Origin of the sequence: Streptoalloteichus tenebrarius (genome assembly GCF_024171885.1) — a bacterium.
In the GTDB taxonomy this organism is placed as follows: domain Bacteria; phylum Actinomycetota; class Actinomycetes; order Mycobacteriales; family Pseudonocardiaceae; genus Streptoalloteichus; species Streptoalloteichus tenebrarius.
This window is the reverse complement of record NZ_JAMTCP010000001.1, coordinates 242,517-261,860: the sequence shown is the minus strand read 5'-3', so window position 1 is coordinate 261,860 and position 19,344 is coordinate 242,517. Positions and strand designations below refer to the sequence as shown.

The following is a 19,344-nucleotide window of genomic DNA, read 5'->3' as shown; positions in this document are numbered from 1 at the left end:
CTTCCACTCCCTCGGCCCTCCGGACCCGCCGGCCGCCGGGGAGGCCACGTCCCCCATGGTCAGGCCCCGAAGTCCGCGACCGGGCGCACCACGACGGAGCCGCCGCCCCGCGCCCCCGGGCAGCGGGCGGCCCAGTCGATCGCGACGTCCAGGTCGGGCACGTCGATCACGTAGAAGCCGCCGAGGACCTCGCGCGTCTCGGCGAACGGCCCGTCGGTGACGATCCGCTCGCCGTCCCGGCCCACGCGCACCCTGGTGGCCGCCACCAGGTCCGCCAGCGACTCGCCGGACACCAGGATCCCCGCCTCCCGCACCTCCTTGTCGTAGGCCATCCACTCCGTGACGTCGCAGCCCTCGGCCGCCCCGTTCTCGTCAACGGCACCGGCGTTGATCAGCAGCAGGTACTTCATGTGCCACCCCAGTCAGCTCGTCGTCCTCGTACGGCGGGTCGCCGTACAGCATGACGACGATCGGGACGGCTCCGGATCGACACGCACCCCGAACATTTTTTGCCCCAGGGTCTGCCGACCCTCTCCGTCCACCGAGAACCACGCTCTGATCAGCCCAGAACGAGCTGGGGTGCCGGCTCCACCGGGGCCGCACGGCATCCGAAGGTCATGATGTCTGGGAGGAGGTCCTGATCAACGAGCTGTGGGCACGACGGGAATCGCTGACCCGGCACGTCCGAGTCGCTGCTGCCCGCCTCCCACGCGAAAGGACACCCACGGGAGGACGAGGCATCGCGTGATCAACGAGACGCTTGCGCCCACCAGCACGCCGCGCAGGCCTGGCACCGTGAGCCAGGTGATCACGCCACCGGCCGCCCCCGGCTTTCGACCCCGTCGCCTCCCCATGCCACAACGCGGTCGAACCCTGCTTCACCGGCTCACGCAGCACCGCGCGACCGCCACCCGCCACGACAAAACCGCCATCCCCTACCGAGAGATGACCGACCTGGCAACCCTGCTCATCCGGCTTCGAGGACAGAACCTAGCTAGGCGGCGTCCTGTAAGTCGGTGATCAGGGTGTCTGCTAGTTCTGGCGCAGGGTTGGCCGTGGTGAACTGACCGACCGGGCGTGGGCGGCGATCCAGCCGCTGTGACCGGTGTCGGGGCGTGGCCGCGGATGGCGGGATCACCGACAGGTGATCACCGCGATCCTGGGGAAGCCGCGCACCGGCGCTCCGTGGCGGAACCTGCCCAACCAGTACGGACCGTGGAAGATTGCGCACGAGCGGCTTTCGGTTGTGGGGCCGCGGACGACGCCGGGCAGCGCGTCCTCGATCGGTGGTCGTCAAGGCCGACGCGGTTGGCGGGTTGGAGTGGATCGTCAGCGTCGGCTCCAGCATCGTCCGTGGCCCACCATCACGCCGCCGGCGCCCGGAGAAAACGGGGGATGCGCAGCCGGGATCGAAGTCCTCGCTGCCGGCGGGGAAGGACTCGGCCGGTCCCGGGGCGCGCTGCACCACGATCCACCTCGTGGTGATGGGGCGCGGACTGGCGATGCGGCGTGCTGATCACACCCGGTCAGCCGGTGCCCGGGCTGAGGTGGTGATCGCGGACAAGGCGTACTCGCATCCGTCAACCCGCACAGCGCTGCGTGGGCGGCGCGTCACGTTCCTTCGTCCGGAACGCGGTGACCAGATCACCCGCCGCACGAGCCTCGGGGGTCGTGTGGCGGGCGGCTACCAGCCTTCGAGGACCAACGCGACAAGCAGCGCAGCGCGTTGAGCGTTGTTTCGACCGGCTCAAGCAGTTTGGTGGTCTGGCTACCCGTGACGCGCAGCGAGCCGCCTACAACCAAGCACTCGTCATCGCCGCCATTGTCCTGTGGCTGCGATAACGAATCACAGGACACCGCCTAGACGGGTGCGGGACCCCCTCGACGTGTCGGGCTCCCCTGCGGCACGACGGTCCCGTGGCGAGGGATGTCGCGGTTCGTGACGATGGCCTTGCCCGACGTCGTGGCACCTCGCCGACCTGGTGCAGCGACCACGCGGCGCCGGGCAGCACCAGGGCGGCACCGTGCTCGGCGAGCCGCGAGCCGCGAGCCGGTCAGCAGCCCGTAGCCGCACGGGTCCGACCGCCGCTTCCCCGGTCGACCTCCAGGCGACCACCCCGAGGCAACCGTCCTTAGTGGACAATATCGGGAAGCCTGGCCGACATGACGCGGAAAGTGGCTCAGGAGAGGGGTTTTCGGGCGACGTACAGGGTGGTCTGCTGGTCCTCGGCGTGGGGGCGGTCGTTCAGGTGGCCGTGGTCGCTCAGCCCGTGGACGGCCACGCACGGCAGCCCGGCGTCCCGGAGGAGGCGACGGATCAGCGACTCACCCCGGTGCCGCAGGAAGTGCTGGTGGGTGATCTGCCGCTGCCGTTCCCCCTCGCCGGCCCAGAGGTGGCGGGTGATGCGCATGCCGAACACGGCGACTCCGTCCGATGTGGACTGTTCGAGCACGTCCCACGTCATCAGTTGGTCCCGGCTCCTGGCGACCAGCGTGCGTCCGGACAGGCGGCGGTAGGCGTGCTCGTTGCGCTGGTCGAACACCAGGACCCCGCCGGGGACCAGCGACCTGGCCACCCCGGCCAGCGCCGCGGCGAACTCGTCGTCGGTCAGCAGATGGCTGAGGGGGTCGGTCATGGCCGTGGCGACGTCGAAGCGCCCGAGGTCGGGGAGGGCACGGAGGTCGGCCTCGACGAACGTGATCCGGTCGGCTCCTGGTTTGCCGCGCGCGACGTCCAGCATCGCCGGAGACAGGTCGCACCCCGTGACCCGGTAGCCGAGCGAGGCGAACGCCAACGCGCTCGCGCCGGTGCCGCAGCCGAGGTCCACCAGACGGCATCTGCCCTGCCCCTCCTGCCCGTCGTGTTCGGCACTGCCGTGGCGGACCGCCAGGTCGTGGAACGCCCTGGCGACGCGGTCGAACCGCACGTGCGCGTAGTCGGCGTCGTAGAAGGGCGCCCACTCGCGGTAGGCGTCGGCGGTCCCGAGGGTTTGCCGTTCCTCGTCCGGGCGCGTCACGACCCCATCCAAGCCCGCCCCGCGCCGGCGTCGCCATAACCTACTCGTGTTACGCGCGCTGGTCCGTCGGCGCGATTCCGTACCAGATCACCCCTTCAGCGGTTCCGTTTCCACGGCGGGTCCGCGCACTCGAACACCCGCGAACGGGCGTCGTTCGCCAGGACAATCACCGGAGGTCCGACGGCGAACGCGTGGCGGTTTCACCGTTTCGGACCTTCCCTCTGTCAGGCCCCGCTCCTACGGTCGTCAGTGATCACGAGAGATCACGCGTTTCGCCGCACGAATGGGGTGTCGTGGAGGTTCCCACGCCCCGGCCGCGCCCCGTTCTCGTACCGGTTCCGTCGTCCCAGCACCGCGAAGAGGTATGCCTCGTGGGTTTCCCTGTTCCGAGTTTGCCCCTCTCGCTCGTCCAACCCGACCCGTCCAACGTCACCAAACCGACCCCGGACGGAATCCAGCAGCAGCTCACCGACGTCAGCGTCCGCTGCCCGGAGACGGTCAAGGAAAACCTCCTCCAGTACATCAACAACGTGACCAGCACGTTTCCCGACGACTCCCGGCGCGTGCCCACCTGGCTCATCGCCGAACCGGCCTCCACGCTGAGCTTCAGGGCCGGCGAGCTGGTCGCCGGAGCGCAGGACCTGGTTCCTGCCTTGCGTTCGGCCAACGCCGTGACCCAGAACTTCTTCGGCTGCCTGGCGAGCACGAATCCCGGCACACAGGACTTCGTGCGGGAGATGGCCAGGAACGATCCGGTGGCGCGGGAGCTGGTCGACCACGTCCACGGGTCGCGGTCGGGGGCGCACGACCTCCTGCGCCGCGTCACCGAGGCCGGCAGGGGCGCCCCGGCGCTCCTGACGAGCGTCGCGGAGCTGGGGTCGCCGGCGCTGGACTTCCTCGCCGGCCTCGCCGTGCAGGACATGCAGCCGGCGGCGGTGGGAAGCTGGGTGCCCGACCCGAACCTCGTCGGGCCGTCCACCCAGCTCTTCTCCATCCAGGCGCCCGAGAACTGGCAGCGGCTCAAGTCGCACTTCGGGAACGACTTCGCGGGGCAGGAGAACAATCCCGACGTCGAAAAGAAGCCCTACAGCACGACCGAGGCGTTCGAGCAGCTCTTCCAACAGCTCGGCTACAAGGCGTCCGCCGCCGTGGTGCAGGGTCTGGCCAAGACGGACACCGAGGCGCAGCTCGCGAACCGCATCAAGGGGAACCGCAGCGGCGACAACAGCTACGACTCAGGTCCGCAGAGTCTGGTTCTCCTGCTGGCCAACGGCTACGACCCGGTGAAGCAGGAGGTGGCCGGCGTGGGCGTCCTCACGGTCGACTACCAGATCCAGATCAACGACTACCGCAACAAGTCGAAGGACGACCACGACCGCTGGGCCACGATCTCCATTCACACCAGGGCTGTCACGTACTCCGACTGCACGCTCTGCCGGGACTACAACTACATCCGCAAGGACCCGACGCCGGGTTGGTGCGAGCAGTACTGCCGGTAGCGCCGTGAGGCCCCCAAGAACGACCTGAGACCGAACGAGAAGGGCGAGAGATGGGTTTCCCCGTTCCCGGTGTCAAGATCTTCCCGAGCCGCCCGCCCGCCACCGAGGACACGTTCCGCAGCGGCATTCCCCTCCAGGGCAGCGAGGACCAGGCGCGCGCCATCATCCTCTACACCCCGGACCTCCAGATCATCGGCTCGATCGACAACACGAACTCGGACGCGGAGACGGTGTGGTCCCGCTCGGTGACCACCGGTTTCACGTTCCGCGTGGAGACGTCGATCAGCGTGTCCGTCTCCGCCGAGGTGAACGTGGAGTTCGTCAAGGCCGGCCTGACCGTGACCTCCAGCCTCACCTTCAGCAGCGAGTGGTCGAAGTCGGTCACCGACACCATGCAGTTCTCGGTCCCGGCCAAGGCCAGGGTCTTCACCTACCAGGGCTACATCTGGTCGGAGATCCTGACCTTCGACACCCACAGCCAGCAGTACGGCTGGTCCAACGAGGGGCCGGCCCGGTGCCTGACGAACGTGTTGGCGACCTCGCGCGATCCGTTGCCGATCACGTGAGGGGCGGGTGGGGCGCCGCGCCGGCAGGGGGCGCGGCGCCCCGCCGTTTTCCTGACGCCACAACGACATTCCCGAACCGCCAGGACGTGGGGGCCGTGGCGGGGCGTCGGGCGCGAGGAGAGGCAGGCCCCCGTGCGAGGAGCGGGCATGACGACCACGGGTGAGCGGGACCGGATCCGCGAGATCGTGCTGGAGCTGGCGGAGCTGGAGGACGGCGAGCTGACCGAGACCGACCTGTTCGTGGAGGACCTGGGGCTGGAGTCGTTGACCCTGGTGGAGATCCAGGCCGCCATCGAGCGGGAGTTCGACGTGGTGTTCGAGGAGGGGCAGTACCGCAGGATGGTGAGCCTGGCGGCGCTGCGGGAGGTCTTCGCCGAGGTCCGCGCCGCCGCCGCGCCTCAGACCGGGACGAGGTGAGGCGCGGTGCCACCGCGCGTCGTCGTCACCGGGTGCGGCGTGGTCTGCCCCACCGCGCTCGGCGTGGAGGAGTTCGCCCGCGCCCTCAGGGAGGGACGCGAGGGCGCCCGACCCATCAGCCTGTTCGACACCACCGGGTTCGCCCACTCCCACGGCTGCGAGGTCACCGGGTTCGATCCCCGGCGTTGGCTGCGGGAGCTGCCCTCGGACCGGGTGGGGCGCGCGAGCCAGTTCGCGGCGGCGGCCGGGCGGATGGCGGTCGAGGACGCCGGCCTGGACCTCGACGCCCTCCGGGCGCTCCGGGGCGTGGTCGCGGTCGGCACGACCGACGGCGGGTCGCACGAGCTGGACCAGGCCGTCGAGATGGAGATCGCGCGCGGTCCGTCGGGGATGGACCCCGCGCTGGTCCGCCGGATCCCCGCCGGCGCCCTGTCGGTCTCGGTGGCCAGGGAACTGCGGTTGTCCCGCGTGGACGCCGTCACCCTCGGCACGGCGTGCGCCGCCGGGAACTACGCCATCGGCGCGGGACTGGACGCCCTGCGGTCCGGCGAGGTGGACTTCGCCCTCTGCGGCGGCGCGGACGCGTTGTGCCGCCGCAACTTCACCGGCTTCTACCGTCTCGGTCTCGTGGCGCCCCGGCACTGCCAGCCGTTCGACGCCAACCGGCGTGGCATCCTCACCGGGGAGGGGGCGGCGGTGCTGGTGCTGGAGACCGCCGAGTCGGCCGCCCGGCGCGGAGCCCGTGTCCACGCGGAGGTGTTGGGCCTCGGCCTGTCCTGCGACGCGCGTCATCCCATCGCCCCCGACGAGGAGGGCATCGCCCGGTGCATGCGGCTGGCGTTGAAGGATGCCGGCATCACGCCCGGGATGGTCGACGCCATCTCCGCGCACGGCACCGGAACCCGCGCGAACGACGTGACCGAAAGCCGCGCCATCCACGAGGTGTTCGGGCCGCGCCCGCCCCGCACCATCGGGCTGAAGGCCATGCTGGGCCACACCATGGGGGCCGCCACCGCGCTCGGCGCGGTCGCCTGCGCGCTGGCGATCAGCCGGGGATTCCTGCCACCCACCATCAACCACGTCGAGACCGACCCCGAGTGCGCGCTGGACTGCGTGCCCAACCGGGCCGTGCCCGCCGACGTGCGGATCATGCAGAACAACGGGCTCGCGTTCGGCGGCAACAACGCCGTCGTGATCTTCGGCAGGCACGCGCCGGACGCTCCCCCGGCGGCCGGGTGAGGAGGAGTCGCATGGACGTGTCCGCCGCTCGCGAGCCGCTGGTCGTCTCCGCGTGGTCCGCGGTCTCCCCGTTCGGCATCGGCCGCGACGCCTTCGCGGCCGGCGTCCGGTCCGGCGCGGGCACCGCGCGTCGGGTGGCGGAGTCGCACGGCGAGGTGCCGCACGACCACGCCTGCCTCGTGCCCGACTTCGACGTCCGCGCGGTGCTCGGTCGCAAGGGGACGCGCTCGATGGACCGGGTGAGCGGCCTCGCCGTCGCCACGGCCCGCGAACTCCTGGCCGGGGTGGGAGATCTGGGCGACCCGACGCGGACCGGCGTGGTGCTCGGCACCTCCGGCACCGCCCAGCAGATGCGGGACTTCACCCGCGACTCGCTGCTCGGGTCCAGGCCCTTCCACGTGAACCCCGCGATCGTCCCGAACGGGGTCATGAACCACGCCGCGAGCCAGATCGCGATCTGGCACGACCTCAGGGGTCCCAACGCCACGGTCGCCACGGGACGCACCTCGGGGTTGTCCGCGCTCGCGTACGCCCGCGGCCTGCTGAGGAGCGGACGAGCGCGGCGCGTGCTCGTGGGCGCCGCCGAGGAGTACAGCGCGACCCGCGCGTGGCTGGAGCACCACCGCACGTCCGAACGCCTGGCGCTGGGCGAGGGTTGCGCGTTGTTCCTGTTGGAGTCGGGTTCGGCGGCGCGGGACGGCGCGAGGCGCCCGCTGCTGGAGGTCCTCGCGGTGGAGAGCCAGGTGGCGCTGGGCGACGACGTGGGCCCGGCCCTGCGACAGTGCCTGGTCGACGCGCTGGACCGCGCCGCCGTGCGCCCCGAGGAGATCGGGGTGGTCCGCCACTCGGCAGCGCCGGGGGACCTCGGCCGTCAGGAGGTGGAGGCGGTCCGGTCGCTGGTCGGTGCGGAGGCGCTCACCCGGGCGCCGGACGTCGCCTGTCTCGGCGAGACCTCCTCGGTCGTGGCGGCCTTCCAGCTCGCGGCCCTGCTCAGCGTCGCGCCGACGCGGGGCGGGGTGGGCGACGTCGCCGCGATCACGTCGGTGACCGACGAGGGAACAGTCGCGTGTGGCCTGTTCCGTCTCGTCCGTGATCGGGACTGAGTCGTGGCGCGGAAGTTCTTGTCCGGCAAGGTAGGCGCGCGGTAGGCGGGCCGCGGCCAGCGCCCGTGGGCATCCGCCAGCAGCTTGCCCGACGCGCGGGACATTCGTCGATCACGCGCGCCTGGAGCGGCGGCCGACGGGGCGGCTCGCAGCAGTGGAGCGTTTCGCCGCTGGTGACTCAGGAGGCGCGGGCGCGGGGTCAGCCGGTCGTCAGCGTCGTCAACGGTCGTCGGCGCCGTCAGCGCCGTCAGCGTCGTCAGCGGTCGTCGGCGTCGTCGCTCCGCGTGGACGAGCCGGACGGCACCGGGGTCGCCCTGATGATCGAGGTGAGCAGGCCGGGGAACCGCCGCTCCAGGTCGGCGTGGCGCAACCGGCTCGGCCGCGTGTTGCCGTCCACGCGGGTGGAGACCACGCCGCTCTCCCGCAGGACCTTCATGTGGTGGGACACCGTGGAGACCTTGACCGGCAGGTCGAGGGAGGTGCAGGTGGCCTCGCCCACGACGTCCAGCAGGGCGACGATCTGACGTCGCGTCGGGTCGGCGAGGGCCTGGAGCACGGTCCCGATGTCCAGCTCGTCCGGACCAGGCTGCGGCAACCAGGCGCCGCGCTCGTCGTTCATCCCGCCGTCTCCTTCGACCTCGGCCCCCTCCTACCGTACACGTGGATCTCCAATTACGATCGCCATCGTAATGTCCAATGATCATTGGAAGAGTGGGTATGACCAGTCTCTCCACCCCCGTCTCCGCCGCCCGCACCCACTGGCGCGCCCACGCGGCCGTCCTGGCCCTGGGGACCTTCGCGGTCGGGACCGACGCCTTCGTGATCGCCGGCGTCCTGCCCGACATCGCCGGGGAACTGGACGTCAGCGTGGGCGCCGCCGGCCAGCTCGTGTCGGTCTTCTCCCTCGCCTACGCCCTGCTGGCCCCGGTCCTGTCCGCGCTCACCGCCCACTGGTCCCGACGCAGCGTGCTCGTCACCGCCCTGGTGGTCTTCGCCGTCGGCAACGCGGTCACGGCGCTCGCGCCCGGCTACGCGCTGGTGCTGGCCTCGCGCGTGGTGGCGGCGGCAGGAGCCGCCCTGTACACGGGCAACGCCAGCGCCACGGCGGCCACGCTGGCCGGCGACGCCCACCGGGGCCGGGCGATCGCCCTGGTCATCCTCGGGTCGACGTCGTCCCTGGTGCTCGGCGCGCCGTTGGGCACCGCCATCGGCAGCGCGTGGGGCTGGCGGTCCACGATGTGGTTCGTCACCGCCCTGGCGTTGGCGGCCACGCCCTTCATCGCCCTGCGCCTGCCCGAGATCGCGCGCGGTCCGGTCGTCGGCCTGCGGCAGCGGATGGCGCCGCTGGCCGACCGCGGGGTGCTGCGGGCCCTGGTCACCACGGTGGTGGCGTTCGTGGGGATCTACATGCCGTACACGTACCTCAGCTCGATCTTCGAGCCCGCCACCGCCGGCGACGGGGACCGGCTGGCCGTGCTGATCCTGCTGTTCGGCATCGCGGGCACCGCCGGCAACCTGCTGGCCGGGCACCTGGCCGACCGCGTCGGCCCGCGCCGGGTCAGCGTCGCCGCCACGGCGCTGCTCACCGCGGTGTTCCTGGCCACCCCGGCCCTGCGGGAGTCGTTCCTGGTGGCGCTGCCCGTCGTGGTGGTGACCGGCCTGTTCTCCTTCGGCGTCACCACGCCCCAGCAGCACCAGATCATCGCCAGGGCTCCGGGAGCGCAGTCCCTGGTGATCTCGCTGTACCAGTCCGCCCTGTACCTGGCGGTCTCGCTGTCCAGCGTGCTCGGGGCGGCCGCGCTCGGCCTCGCCGACGCCGGCTGGCTGCCCGTGTTCGCCGCGGTGTTCACCCTCGTGGCCGCCCTGACGACCTGGCTCGACCGGCGGGGCGAGTCAGGGTCGTGATCCAGGTCCCCACCGGGACCACGCGCGAGCGAGCCGACGGCGACGAACCCCGTCCGAGGGACGGCGGTCGACGCTCCCCGCGGCGCTCCGGGTCGGGGCGGGGAAACCCGCCCCGACCCGCCGTCGTCTGGACCGCGTGCCGGCCGCACGTCGGTTTCTCCAGGTGGCGCCGGGTGTCGTTCCGCCGACACCGCCCCGCACGGCGCAACGCAACCGAGGCAGACAGAGTCCGGCGCGGGCTGGGACCTCTGGCTCATGTCCACAGTGGCCACGCCGCGGGCACGGGCACCGCCTGCTCCTGGCCGTGTCCCGCGCTTCACGTCGACGGGAGCCGCCACACCTCAGGCCTCGGAACGCCGCCACCCATGCCGCTGCCGCCCTTGCCACGTGCCCCACACCGCCCGCAGCGCGAACGTCGTCACTTATCCCGCCAATGGTGGCTTCTTCGTCCCGCCTTTTCGTCCGATGTGGAACAGGAGGAGCCACCATGCCCAACGCACCCACTGCCGCGCGACAACAGGCGGCGATCCGGTCGTGCCCCCGACGAGGAAATCCGACCGGCGGCGGGTTTTCACACCCTCCCGGCCGAGGCCGCGGGGAAAGGCGTGAGGACCGACCCGTCCCCGTGCCCGGTGTGCCAGGGCGTCCGCATCCTCCCTCCCGGCCCGGCCGGAACCGGGCGCCGGGCATTCCTCGGTCCGCTTCGGGTCCCCGCGTCCCGACCGTCACGACCCCGACCGTCACGACAGAGAAAGGGCGGCACATGCGTCTTGTCGACTCCCGGCGGCTCACCATCCAGGCTCGCCCGCACGACCTCGACACCATCCGCGTCTTCGCCAGGGGCTACCTCGTCGGGAGCTACGCCGAGGGCCGGCGCGACGGGCGTCTCGTCTACCTGCCCGAGGTGGTCGCCCCGCACGGCGAGCACTACCAGCTCCCGCCGTGTGACAGCTCCGTCGAGGCGATCACCGCGGTCCTCACCGCCGCCAGCGAGTACGAGTACCAACCCCACCCCATCACCGTGACCAGTGGCGACCACCTCCCCGACCGGCAGTGTTACGAGGTCTGGTGTCCCACCTGCCACCACGCCGACCTGCCGGCGACCCCGCCCTACCCGAGCCGCGTCGAGGCGTGGGGCCGCGCCGCGCACGACCACTACGAGATCACCGGCCATCCCGCCGTGCTGTGCGAGAACCCGACGCCCCTGCTCACCGTCGGCCCGCCGTCGGACCACCTCTCCCCGCACCCGCACGGAATGGGCTTCTGCCCCGCGAACCGCTGATCCCGCCGCCCGGACTCCCCGACCAGGACAGGGCGCCGGAGGACAGGCGGACGACGTCCTCCCCGCGTCGCGCCGAACCCGCCCGTCACCCCCGAACACCCGTCGTCACCTGCGCGCGAGCGCCTCGACCACCTCCACCGACCTCGCCGGGGAACGACGCGCCCGCGCGGTCAGCGCCAGGACCAGCAGGGCGAGGAGTTGGCAACCGGCTCCGGCCAGGGGCAACGCGGTGAGCAGCCCGGCGCTGGCGAACAGTCCGCCCAGCGCGGCCGCCGCCGTCTGTCCGACGTAGACAGCGCTGTTGTTCAGCGCCAGCAGCATGTCTCCGTGGGACCCGCCGATGTCCAACAGGCGGTGCTGGATGAGCGGGAAGCTCGCCCAGTGCACCAGGCCCCACACGGCCAGTCCGACCGCCGCGCCGGGCACCGACCGCAACGCGAGGACCTGCGCCGCCAGCACGACCGCCAGGACACCGACCGAGACACCCAGACCGGCGGCGGGGTTGACGCGGTCCGCGAGCCGCCCGCCGGCCATGACGCCGGCGAAGCTGCCGACGCCGAACAGCAGGAGCAGCCAGGGGCGCACCCCGCCGGAGGCGTGGGTGACGTCGTCCAACAGCGTGCCGAGGTAGGTGTAGACGACGAAGGTGCCCAGCACCCACAGCGTGGTGACCAGCAGGGCTGAGGGCGCGCGGTGGACGCGGACCGCGCCGAGCCGCTCCCGGATACCCGCGCCCCCGGTTCCCGGGAGGCTGGGCACGCTGGCGAGGAGGCCCACGGCGCTGACCACGGCGAGCAGGGTGACGAACCCGAACGCCCACCGCCACGACAACACCGTCCCGATGGCGTTGCCGATCGGGACGCCCAACGCGATCGCCGAGGTCATGCCCGCGTAGACGATCGCCAGCGCACGCCCGCGCCGGTCGGGGGCGGCGATGCGGGCCGCGACCCCGGAGGCGGTCGCGGCGAACAGGGCCGCGCCCGCGCCGGCGACGAACCGGCTCAGGAGCAGCACCCCGTAGGACGGGGCGACCGCCGAGAGGACGTTGCCCACGGAGAACACCGCGAGGACGGCGACGAGCAGCGCGCGCCGGTCGACCGTCCCCGTGAGGCCGGCCAGGATCGGCGCCGCGACGGCGTAGGTGATCGCGAAGACGGTCACCGTCTGGCCGGCGGCGGCCGTGGACAGGTCCAGATCGCGGCCGAGCGCGGGCAACAGCCCGGACACGATGAACAGGTCGGTGCCGATGGCGAACATGCCCAGGGCCAGCAGCCAGACCTGGACGGCGGTCGAGGGGGCTCCCCCGGGTGCGCTCTGGGGCATCAGGACCCGCCTCTCGACTAACCGGTCATATGGTTACCTCGTTGATCAACCTAACATGGGGTGATGAGCGAGGAGCAGCGCGACTGGGTCTGGTACGGAGGTCGGGTCAGCATCGACTTCGTGAACACGAAGCGTGACCGCTACGCGGCCGGGCGGGAGCTGTTGGCCCGCCCGGCGGACCTGGAGGCGTGGTTCTCCGCCGCCGAGCTCGTGCCGTGCCGGGGGGAGGTCGACGAGGAGCTGCTGGCCGAGGCCCGGCAGCTCAGGGAGGCGATCGACGCCGGGGTGCGCGCGGTGGCGCACGACGACCGGTTCCCCGCCGACGCCCAGCAGGTGATCAACACCTGGCTGGCGCGCACCGCGCAGCACCCCCCGCGTCTGGAGCTGTCGGGCGGTCGGCCGGTGTTGCGGATCGCCACCGCGCCGGTGGACGCGCGCGGCGCGCTGTGCCAGATCGCGCTCGACGCGGCGGAACTCCTCGGCAGCGAGACGAGGAAGCGGGTCCGGATCTGCGCCGGCGCGAATTGCAGCGGCCGGTTCGTCGACCTCTCCGCCGGTGGGCGGCGACGCTGGTGCCAGATGGCGGTGTGCGGCAACCGGGCCAAGGCCGCGCAGCACCGGCGCGCCACCGCGAGGACCTGAGGACGAAGCGATCAGGCGTGGCGGGTTCCCTCCGCATCGGTCCGGTGTGGAGGGACCTCTGTCCTTTCCCGCGCGGGAAAACGAAAAGGAAGACCGGGGTCAAAAAGGTCTATATTTCCGCGTCCTGGTTGTGGCACGGTAGGCCCCTGTTCGTCCCCGGACGTCCTCTGAGCGCGAAGGAACGCCAATGGCACCACCACGCCTGGTTCCGTTGCTGAAGCAGTTCGACTTCGCCAGGGAGCGACTGGTCCGCCGACTGTCCGGACCGGACGTCGACAGCGGCGACGGCGTGCGGGTGCCCGTGACGGCGATGACGGACGAGGAGTACCTGTGGGAGCCGGTCCCCGGGTGCTGGTCGGTCCGCCCCCGCGCCCGCGCCCACGGCCCCGGCCCCGGCCCCGGCCCCGGCGCGAGCCTGCTGGTCGGCGCGGGTGAGTGGGGGCGCGACGGCGGCCGCCCGCACCCGTACCCGCCGCCGATCACCACCATCGCGTGGCGGCTGCACCATCTCGGCGAGATGCTGGCCCTGCGCGCGGATCACGTGATCGGCTCCCACGCGCTCACCGAGAACGAGTACGCCTTCCCCGGCGACGCGGCCGGCGGCGTCGCCGCCTTCGACAGCGCCGCCGAGGCGTGGCGCCGGGCGTTGCTGGCGGCGGACAACACTGCGCTGGACAGGGTCGGGCACAGCACCTATCCCGACGGCAGCGACCCGGACGTCCCCTTCGTCGAGGTCGTGTGGTGGATCAACCAGGAACTGCTGCACCACGGCGCCGAGATCGCCCTGCTGCGCGACCTCTACCGCGCCCGGAGGGGCTGACCCGCTCGCGCGGACCGGGTGTCGCTCAGGCCGACCGGGCGGTGTACCAGCGGGCGAGGTGGGTGGCGAGGCCGTCGACATCATCGACATCGCCGACGTGGCCGGCGTGTCTGTCCGGCCGCACCAGGATGGCGCGGGCCGCGCCGCCGTCCACGAGTCGACGACCGGGCTCGCTGTCGGGATCGACCAGGCGCACGTCGACCGGAACGGCGACGGCGTCGAGAATCCGACGGTAGCGCCGCTGGAGGTCGGCGGACCGGTCGTCGTCAGGGGCGATGACCAGCAGATGATGACGCAGCCCTGCTGGGCTCCCGTCCTCGGGGGCGCCGAGGTCCAGCAGGCCGGTCGGGAGCCGGTCGCCCGCGCGGACACCGCGGGTGTCGCCCAGGTTGTGGGTCACGGTGGGCTGGCCGTGGTAGGTGATCCAGGTCTGGGAGAACAGCCGGAAGATCACGCGTTGGGCGGCACGGGTGCGGGCCAGCGCGCTGACCGCGGCCGGGAGCAGGGTGCGGCGCAGGATCTCCAGCAGCCGGCTGTCGCTGGCCTCCCACGCGAACCCCCGGTCGGCGTTGCGCAGCACGGCCTCCGCGACCGGCCGACGCTCGGCCTGGTAGCTGTCCAGCAGCCGGGGGCGGCCCTGGCCGGTGGCGAGCGCGGCGAGCTTCCAGCCCAGGTTCGCCGCGTCGCCGATCCCGAGGTTCATGCCCTGCCCACCGGCGGGGGCGTGGAGGTGGGCGGCGTCGCCGACCAGCGCGACCCGGCCGTCGACGAACTCCTCGGCCAGCCGGTGGTGGAGGCGGTAGACCGAGGTCCAGCCGACGTCGGTGATCCGGGCGCGGATGCCGAAGTACTCGTCGAACCAGCGTTGGACGTCGGCGACGGGAATCGGGCGGCCCGGCCCGAGCTGCGAGAAGCGCGCCGCGTACGCCGGTGACAGCGCCCCGAACAGCCGGTACCACCCGTCGCCGAGGTGTTGGATGCCAACGAACCCGCCCTGGGCCAGGTTGAGGTGCAGTCCGTCGTCCGCCGGGGCAACGCTCAGGCCGACGTCGGCCAGGAACGCCGTGGGCGCGTAGCTGTCGCCCTCGAACCTGATGCCCGACAGCTCCCGTACGGTGCTGTGCGCTCCGTCCGCGCCGACGACGTAGGACGCGTGGATCTCCCGCTCCTGGTCGCCGACGCGGAGGATGGCCGCTACGCCGGACGGCTCCTGTCGGAGGTCGGTGAGCCGACTGCCCCACTCGACCTCGACCCCGTGGCCGCGCAGCGCCTGCCCCAGCATCCGTTCCGTGCTGCTCTGCGGCAGCGCCAAGGCGTGGTCGAACGCGCCCGCCTCCCTGCCGTCACCGGTCAGGCCGAAGCTGGTCAGCCGACGTCCCGCGACCGACACCGTCACGTGCCGCACGGGGATTCCCTCGGCCAGCGCGGCGTCGGCGAGACCGACGTCGTGCCAGGTCTCCAGGGTCCTGACGTGCACGATCGCCGCCCTGGACTGGTCGGTCGGCCCCTCGCGACGGTCGACCACCCTGACCCTGGCCCCGGCGCGGGCGGCCGTCACGGCGGTCATCAGGCCGGCCGGACCGGCGCCCACCACGAGGACGTCGCACTCTCCGCTCATCGTTCGCTCAAGCTCAAGCTCACTATCCACTTGGATAGTCCTACACTATCCACTCGGACAGCACTATCCGTCCGAACAGCGGAACGCGGACACGAGGAGCGGCGGAATGGCGGACGACGCGCGGCAACGCATCATCGAGGTGGCGGCGGAGCTGTTCGCCGACCACGGGTTCCCCGCCGTCAGCCTGCGCGACATCGCCACGCGCGCCGACGTCACGCACGGGCTGGTGCGCCACCACTTCGGCAGCAAGGAGGGCCTCTGGCAGGCCGTGCTCCACTGGGCCAACACGACCTTCGACGGCGCCCTCGCCGAACACCTCGCCGAGGCGCGGGACGCCGACGACCCGCTCAGCACGGCCACCCGGCTGGTCGAGGCCCTGTCGACGACCGCGGCGGCCCATCCGCACCTCGTGCGCCTGCTGCTCCACGAGAGCTTCACCGACAGTGAGCGGCTCGACGACATCCTCCGTGGCCTCAGCCCCCTGGCCGACACCGTCGAGGCCCTGCTCCCCCGCCTCCAGGCCATGGGCAAGCTGACGCGGTTCACGCCCCGCGCGTTGTTGCTCCACCTGCTGCTGACCACCAGCGCGCCGTTCGCCCTCGCGGGACTCAGCGGACGACTGCTCGGCGGTTCCGTCGGCACGCCGAAAGGCGCGCGGGCGCAGGCTGAACGCGTCGTCGAACTTCTCCTCTGATCCGCTCCGAAATGTTCGATGCGCTCGACGGGTTTCCCCGACCGCGTCGGGCGACCTGTCCGCGCCTCAATTGTTTCCATTGTGGCCTTAATGTTTCCATTGTGGACAGTGAAGAGCAGAGCCGCCTCGGCAGGTGGCGCCGCCACTGGGCACCGCGAGGGAGGATCCGTGTCGAGGATCTGACGGTTCTCGCCCCCGATGCCGTTCGGCCTGGTCTCGCGCTCCCCTGCTTGGACCGGCCCGTTTCGTAGGATGGTCCTAGGTCATAGGGGGCGGACGGGGGAGGAAACGTGGAGTACCGGACGACGGTGCGGCCGCCGCGATGGGCGACGGTGGTCTTCGCGGTGATGTTCCTGGCCGGCGTGGCGTTGTCGGTGTTCCTCTGGGCGACGCGCTCGGAGGAGGTGGTGGCCTGTGTGGTCAGCACCGTCCTGCTCGTCGGTTGTTTCGGCGCGATCCTGTTCTGCCACGGCCGGATCACGGTCGACGACCGCGCCGTTCGCCTGGTGCTCGTCCCGTTCGTCCGCAGGACCGTGGCGCTGCGCGACGTCGAGTCGGTCGAGCTGTCCCAGACCGACGCGATGCGGGAGTTCGGCGGCTGGGGATACCGGTTCGCCGGAGGCGGCAAGGTCGGCTTCGTTCTCGGCTCCGGCCCCGCCGTGCGGATGACGACCAGGAACGGCAGGACGTACGTCATCAGCGAGCCCCACGCCGACCAGCTCCTCACCGCGCTCCGCGCGAACATGGACCCGGGGCGGCGCGAGGTCAACCACGACTGAGAACCGGCACCGGCTCATCGCGGTGTGTCGACTCCGGAGCCAGGCGAGGCAGGGCAACAGCACCACGACCGCCCACGCCCGAACCCGGGAACCTCCCGCTGGAGTAGACGACCACGACGAACACCAGCAGGCCGAGCACCGCGACCAGACCCACCAACAGAACGCGTCGCCCGGACACCCACAGGTGGACCACCAGCGGAGCGCACCAGACCCAGTGGTGGTGCCGCGAGACCGGTGAGACGAGCAGCGCGGTGAGGGCACAGGTCAGCACCGCCGGCAGCTCGGCTCCTCGGCGGTGGAGCCGCACGGTCGCACGCAGCCCCAGGACGACGACAACCAGGACGAGGACCACCAGGACGAGGACCAACCAGGTCGACGCGAGGGCCGGGTCCTCCGTGGTGCTCCCGGTCAGACGGCCGAGGAACGCCCGCAACGACTGGTTGCCGAGGTAGTAGACGTCGTCGCCGATCCGGGACGCCTTCAGGAACTCAGCAGCACGACGTCCGGGCGCCGAGCCAGGACGAGCACGAGCGCGAGGCGGGCCCGCTGCCCGCCCGACAGCTCTCCCACCTTCGCGGACAGCGACAGCCCCGCCTCGTCCACCAGCCGGCGGGCCGTCGCGTCGTCCCAGTCCACATTGGTCACCCGGCCGAACCGGAGCATCTCGGCCACCGTGAACCTCCGGTACAGAGGTTTCGTCTGGGCGACGAAACCCACCCTGCCCCGGACGGTGATCCCACCTTCCGTTGGCCGCGCCAACCCGGCCGCGAGCTTGAGCACCGTGCTCTTGCCCGCCCCGTTCGCGCCGACCACACCGGAGACCGTCTGCCGACAGCCAAGGACGTCGTCGCGCAGACCGGGATCAACCCCAACACGGTGCTGAAGGCGTACCGCGAGCTGGAACGCGAGTGGCTGGTCGAGCCCCGGCCGGGCCGACCACACCGAGCCGCAGCGCCTGCTTCACCTGGTTCACGAGCTGTAGGTAGGTGGCCACCCCGGATCGGCGATCGATCCGGAACTCGATCAACCTCAACCCTTCCACTAGTCAATTAGTGAAACTACAGGTACCAGCACCACACCCCCCTGTCAAACCCCTCCCCTTCCCCACCCCACGCCGTCCACACGACACACCCCGCCCGTCTCGGCGGCAAGCGGGACAGAACGACGAGGAAGACAGACCAGGCATCCCTCGAAGACGTGGCCACACCATTTCCTGACGAACGGGCCCCCGCCACCGCTGACGAACGTGGCCGACTCACCCCCGCCTGCGCGAGGAAAGCACTTCCTCATCAGGTGGTCGTCGGCTCCTTCACCACTCTGTGATCTCTGTGGTCTCGTCAGTCTCCAGTGCCTGTCTGGGCCACGCGATCAGGGTCAGGCCATCGAAGTCGATCGGGACGCGGCGGTACTCACCGAACGTGTCGATCTCGAAGCCCTGTTCGTTCGCAGAGGAGTAGACCAGAACCGCCCATCCGCCCTGCGCGCTGATCGACTGGCAGAGTCCTCGCCAGAGGCTCTCGCGCACCCGTCGGGTCAGGGTGCCCACGTAGACCCCGGCCTTCGGCTCCAGCAACCAGCGCGTGAGCGCACCGCGCGTTCCATCGGTCACCGTGCTCGTCGCGATCACACACAACCCGCTCACCGCATCACCAGTCCGCGTCAACGGCGTAGTCAGCGCGCCGCGTACCCCCCTGACCAACGGGGGCGGGGACAGGGGGTCAGGAAGATTGGACCACTCCCACGGGCACCGGTCCTCTCCCTGCTCCCTCTGCGGAGGAGGCACCATCGAGGCGAGCAGGCTGACGAAGAGTGTGTCTCCCTTGGGGTGATAGGACATGCGTCCGCGAAGCGGCCCCGCGGTGCGGGAGGCACTGGAGACGGACCCAACCTTGCGAGTGGAGCACCTGCCGGCCGCTCCGTAGTACCAGTGCACCAGAAGCCACCACGCTCCTTCGGCCGCGGGAACCGGCTGCTGCCGCCCCTGATGGTGGCGTGTCCACCAGGTCGGGCCGTTCACTCCGACCGGGCGTCCCAGGACCAGCTTGTTGATTCCCGCCGTCTCCGCGCACTGTTGGCGAAGACGCGGGTCCTGCAACCACGGTCGTTCAGGGTGGAACAAATCGAAGCGTCCGCTATAGCCCACGAAGTACTTCTTGATCTCCGCCTCGTCGAACCTCCCATCACGCACCAGCCTCTCCTGCCGGGAGCGCCACTCGTCGGGGTCGACGCCCGATTCACCCAGACCCGTGATCTCGTAAGCGATCGCGCTGAGGACCCGCCACAACGCTGCCTCCGCGGGCGGGAGTGGAAGGTCGAGTTCCGTCAGGTCGTGCGCGTGGACCAATACGTCCTGAAGGCCCATCCGCCGCGGTTTGCCGTCTTTGTCGATCACGGGAATCCAAGGCTGGATGGCGAGGTCGAACGAGGGCGTCACAGGCTC

General features: G+C 71.4%; 20 protein-coding genes and 1 pseudogene. 13 read left to right on the top strand and 8 right to left on the bottom strand.

Going from position 1 to position 19,344, the window contains the following annotated elements:
* Positions 1-59 precede the first annotated feature (59 nt).
* Complete coding sequence (locus tag LX15_RS01040) at positions 60-410, bottom strand: YciI family protein (protein WP_253667518.1); 351 nt, start codon at positions 408-410, stop codon at positions 60-62.
* 695 nt (positions 411-1,105) lie between these two features.
* Between LX15_RS01040 and LX15_RS33410 the strand changes: the two genes are divergently transcribed.
* Positions 1,106-1,516, top strand: a complete 411-nt coding sequence (locus LX15_RS33410; RefSeq protein WP_372502077.1) for a transposase — start codon at positions 1,106-1,108, stop codon at positions 1,514-1,516.
* A gap of 664 nt (positions 1,517-2,180) precedes the next feature.
* Here the strand turns inward: LX15_RS33410 and LX15_RS01035 are convergent.
* The gene (locus LX15_RS01035) at positions 2,181-3,017 is read right to left on the bottom strand and encodes a class I SAM-dependent DNA methyltransferase (protein WP_253667517.1); all 837 of its coding nucleotides are present in this window, start codon (positions 3,015-3,017) and stop codon (positions 2,181-2,183) included.
* A gap of 371 nt (positions 3,018-3,388) precedes the next feature.
* Here LX15_RS01035 and LX15_RS01030 point away from each other — a divergent pair, with 371 nt between their 5' ends.
* From LX15_RS01030 to LX15_RS01010, 5 genes are all read left to right on the top strand, one after another.
* The gene (locus LX15_RS01030) at positions 3,389-4,516 is read left to right on the top strand and encodes a hypothetical protein (RefSeq protein WP_253667516.1); all 1,128 of its coding nucleotides are present in this window, start codon (positions 3,389-3,391) and stop codon (positions 4,514-4,516) included.
* A gap of 50 nt (positions 4,517-4,566) precedes the next feature.
* Positions 4,567-5,082, top strand: a complete 516-nt coding sequence (locus LX15_RS01025; protein ID WP_253667515.1) for a hypothetical protein — start codon at positions 4,567-4,569, stop codon at positions 5,080-5,082.
* Positions 5,083-5,229: 147 nt separating this feature from the next.
* Positions 5,230-5,499, top strand: coding sequence for an acyl carrier protein (locus tag LX15_RS01020; protein ID WP_253667514.1), 270 nt, complete (start codon positions 5,230-5,232; stop codon positions 5,497-5,499).
* A gap of 6 nt (positions 5,500-5,505) precedes the next feature.
* Positions 5,506-6,738, top strand: coding sequence for a beta-ketoacyl-[acyl-carrier-protein] synthase family protein (locus LX15_RS01015; RefSeq protein ID WP_253667513.1), 1,233 nt, complete (start codon positions 5,506-5,508; stop codon positions 6,736-6,738).
* A gap of 11 nt (positions 6,739-6,749) precedes the next feature.
* Positions 6,750-7,841, top strand: coding sequence for a beta-ketoacyl synthase N-terminal-like domain-containing protein (locus tag LX15_RS01010; RefSeq protein ID WP_253667512.1), 1,092 nt, complete (start codon positions 6,750-6,752; stop codon positions 7,839-7,841).
* Between the two features lie 256 nt (positions 7,842-8,097).
* On the opposite strand, the gene LX15_RS01005 is transcribed toward LX15_RS01010, so the two are convergent.
* A complete protein-coding gene (locus LX15_RS01005; protein ID WP_253667511.1) occupies positions 8,098-8,460 on the bottom strand; it encodes an ArsR/SmtB family transcription factor in 363 nt (120 codons plus the stop codon).
* A gap of 98 nt (positions 8,461-8,558) precedes the next feature.
* Between LX15_RS01005 and LX15_RS01000 the strand changes: the two genes are divergently transcribed.
* Positions 8,559-9,746, top strand: a complete 1,188-nt coding sequence (locus LX15_RS01000; protein WP_253667510.1) for an MFS transporter — start codon at positions 8,559-8,561, stop codon at positions 9,744-9,746.
* A gap of 763 nt (positions 9,747-10,509) precedes the next feature.
* The gene (locus tag LX15_RS00995; RefSeq protein WP_253667509.1) at positions 10,510-11,028 is read left to right on the top strand and encodes a hypothetical protein; all 519 of its coding nucleotides are present in this window, start codon (positions 10,510-10,512) and stop codon (positions 11,026-11,028) included.
* A gap of 105 nt (positions 11,029-11,133) precedes the next feature.
* Here the strand turns inward: LX15_RS00995 and LX15_RS00990 are convergent, their stop codons facing one another.
* Positions 11,134-12,351 carry an MFS transporter gene (locus LX15_RS00990; protein WP_253667508.1) on the bottom strand — a complete coding sequence of 406 codons (1,218 nt, stop codon included), beginning with the start codon at positions 12,349-12,351 and terminating at the stop codon, positions 11,134-11,136.
* A gap of 63 nt (positions 12,352-12,414) precedes the next feature.
* On the opposite strand from LX15_RS00990, the gene LX15_RS00985 reads away from it, so the two are divergent.
* Together LX15_RS00985 and LX15_RS00980 are read left to right on the top strand one after the other, a co-directional pair.
* Positions 12,415-12,993 carry a CGNR zinc finger domain-containing protein gene (locus tag LX15_RS00985; RefSeq protein WP_253667507.1) on the top strand — a complete coding sequence of 193 codons (579 nt, stop codon included), beginning with the start codon at positions 12,415-12,417 and terminating at the stop codon, positions 12,991-12,993.
* A gap of 187 nt (positions 12,994-13,180) precedes the next feature.
* Positions 13,181-13,813 (top strand): DinB family protein, encoded by a 633-nt coding sequence (locus LX15_RS00980; RefSeq protein WP_253667506.1) that lies wholly within the window; start codon positions 13,181-13,183, stop codon positions 13,811-13,813.
* 25 nt (positions 13,814-13,838) lie between these two features.
* Here LX15_RS00980 and LX15_RS00975 read toward each other — a convergent pair whose 3' ends face one another.
* Positions 13,839-15,431, bottom strand: coding sequence for an FAD-dependent monooxygenase (locus LX15_RS00975; protein ID WP_253667505.1), 1,593 nt, complete (start codon positions 15,429-15,431; stop codon positions 13,839-13,841).
* Positions 15,432-15,537: 106 nt separating this feature from the next.
* Here LX15_RS00975 and LX15_RS32120 point away from each other — a divergent pair, with 106 nt between their 5' ends.
* Together LX15_RS32120 and LX15_RS00965 are read left to right on the top strand one after the other, a co-directional pair.
* Positions 15,538-16,125 carry a TetR/AcrR family transcriptional regulator gene (locus LX15_RS32120; protein WP_301303787.1) on the top strand — a complete coding sequence of 196 codons (588 nt, stop codon included), beginning with the start codon at positions 15,538-15,540 and terminating at the stop codon, positions 16,123-16,125.
* Positions 16,126-16,415: 290 nt separating this feature from the next.
* Positions 16,416-16,904, top strand: coding sequence for a hypothetical protein (locus LX15_RS00965; RefSeq protein WP_253667504.1), 489 nt, complete (start codon positions 16,416-16,418; stop codon positions 16,902-16,904).
* On the opposite strand, the gene LX15_RS00960 is transcribed toward LX15_RS00965, so the two are convergent.
* Positions 16,891-17,337 carry a hypothetical protein gene (locus LX15_RS00960; protein ID WP_253667503.1) on the bottom strand — a complete coding sequence of 149 codons (447 nt, stop codon included), beginning with the start codon at positions 17,335-17,337 and terminating at the stop codon, positions 16,891-16,893. The genes LX15_RS00965 and LX15_RS00960 overlap by 14 nt on opposite strands.
* A 47-nt stretch (positions 17,338-17,384) precedes the next feature.
* Positions 17,385-17,717: an ATP-binding cassette domain-containing protein gene (locus tag LX15_RS00955; protein WP_253667502.1), complete on the bottom strand. Its 333-nt coding sequence runs from the start codon at positions 17,715-17,717 to the stop codon at positions 17,385-17,387.
* Between the two features lie 3 nt (positions 17,718-17,720).
* Here LX15_RS00955 and LX15_RS00950 point away from each other — a divergent pair.
* Positions 17,721-17,837, top strand: a pseudogene (locus LX15_RS00950) (GntR family transcriptional regulator); the annotation flags it as partial.
* A 376-nt stretch (positions 17,838-18,213) separates the two neighbouring features.
* On the opposite strand, the gene casA reads toward LX15_RS00950, so the two are convergent.
* Positions 18,214-19,338 carry a type I-E CRISPR-associated protein Cse1/CasA gene (gene casA / locus LX15_RS00940; protein ID WP_253667501.1) on the bottom strand — a complete coding sequence of 375 codons (1,125 nt, stop codon included), beginning with the start codon at positions 19,336-19,338 and terminating at the stop codon, positions 18,214-18,216.
* Positions 19,339-19,344: the final 6 nt, after the last annotated feature.

Coding starts and splice junctions, on each gene's coding strand:
- LX15_RS01040 (WP_253667518.1), bottom strand. CDS start 410: ATGAAGTACCTGCTGCTGATCAACGCCGGTGCCGTTGACGAGAACGGG.
- LX15_RS01025 (WP_253667515.1), top strand. CDS start 4,567: ATGGGTTTCCCCGTTCCCGGTGTCAAGATCTTCCCGAGCCGCCCGCCC.
- LX15_RS01020 (WP_253667514.1), top strand. CDS start 5,230: ATGACGACCACGGGTGAGCGGGACCGGATCCGCGAGATCGTGCTGGAG.
- LX15_RS01010 (WP_253667512.1), top strand. CDS start 6,750: ATGGACGTGTCCGCCGCTCGCGAGCCGCTGGTCGTCTCCGCGTGGTCC.
- LX15_RS01005 (WP_253667511.1), bottom strand. CDS start 8,460: ATGAACGACGAGCGCGGCGCCTGGTTGCCGCAGCCTGGTCCGGACGAG.
- LX15_RS01000 (WP_253667510.1), top strand. CDS start 8,559: ATGACCAGTCTCTCCACCCCCGTCTCCGCCGCCCGCACCCACTGGCGC.
- LX15_RS00995 (WP_253667509.1), top strand. CDS start 10,510: ATGCGTCTTGTCGACTCCCGGCGGCTCACCATCCAGGCTCGCCCGCAC.
- LX15_RS00990 (WP_253667508.1), bottom strand. CDS start 12,351: ATGCCCCAGAGCGCACCCGGGGGAGCCCCCTCGACCGCCGTCCAGGTC.
- LX15_RS00985 (WP_253667507.1), top strand. CDS start 12,415: ATGAGCGAGGAGCAGCGCGACTGGGTCTGGTACGGAGGTCGGGTCAGC.
- LX15_RS00980 (WP_253667506.1), top strand. CDS start 13,181: ATGGCACCACCACGCCTGGTTCCGTTGCTGAAGCAGTTCGACTTCGCC.
- LX15_RS00975 (WP_253667505.1), bottom strand. CDS start 15,431: ATGAGCGGAGAGTGCGACGTCCTCGTGGTGGGCGCCGGTCCGGCCGGC.
- LX15_RS32120 (WP_301303787.1), top strand. CDS start 15,538: ATGGCGGACGACGCGCGGCAACGCATCATCGAGGTGGCGGCGGAGCTG.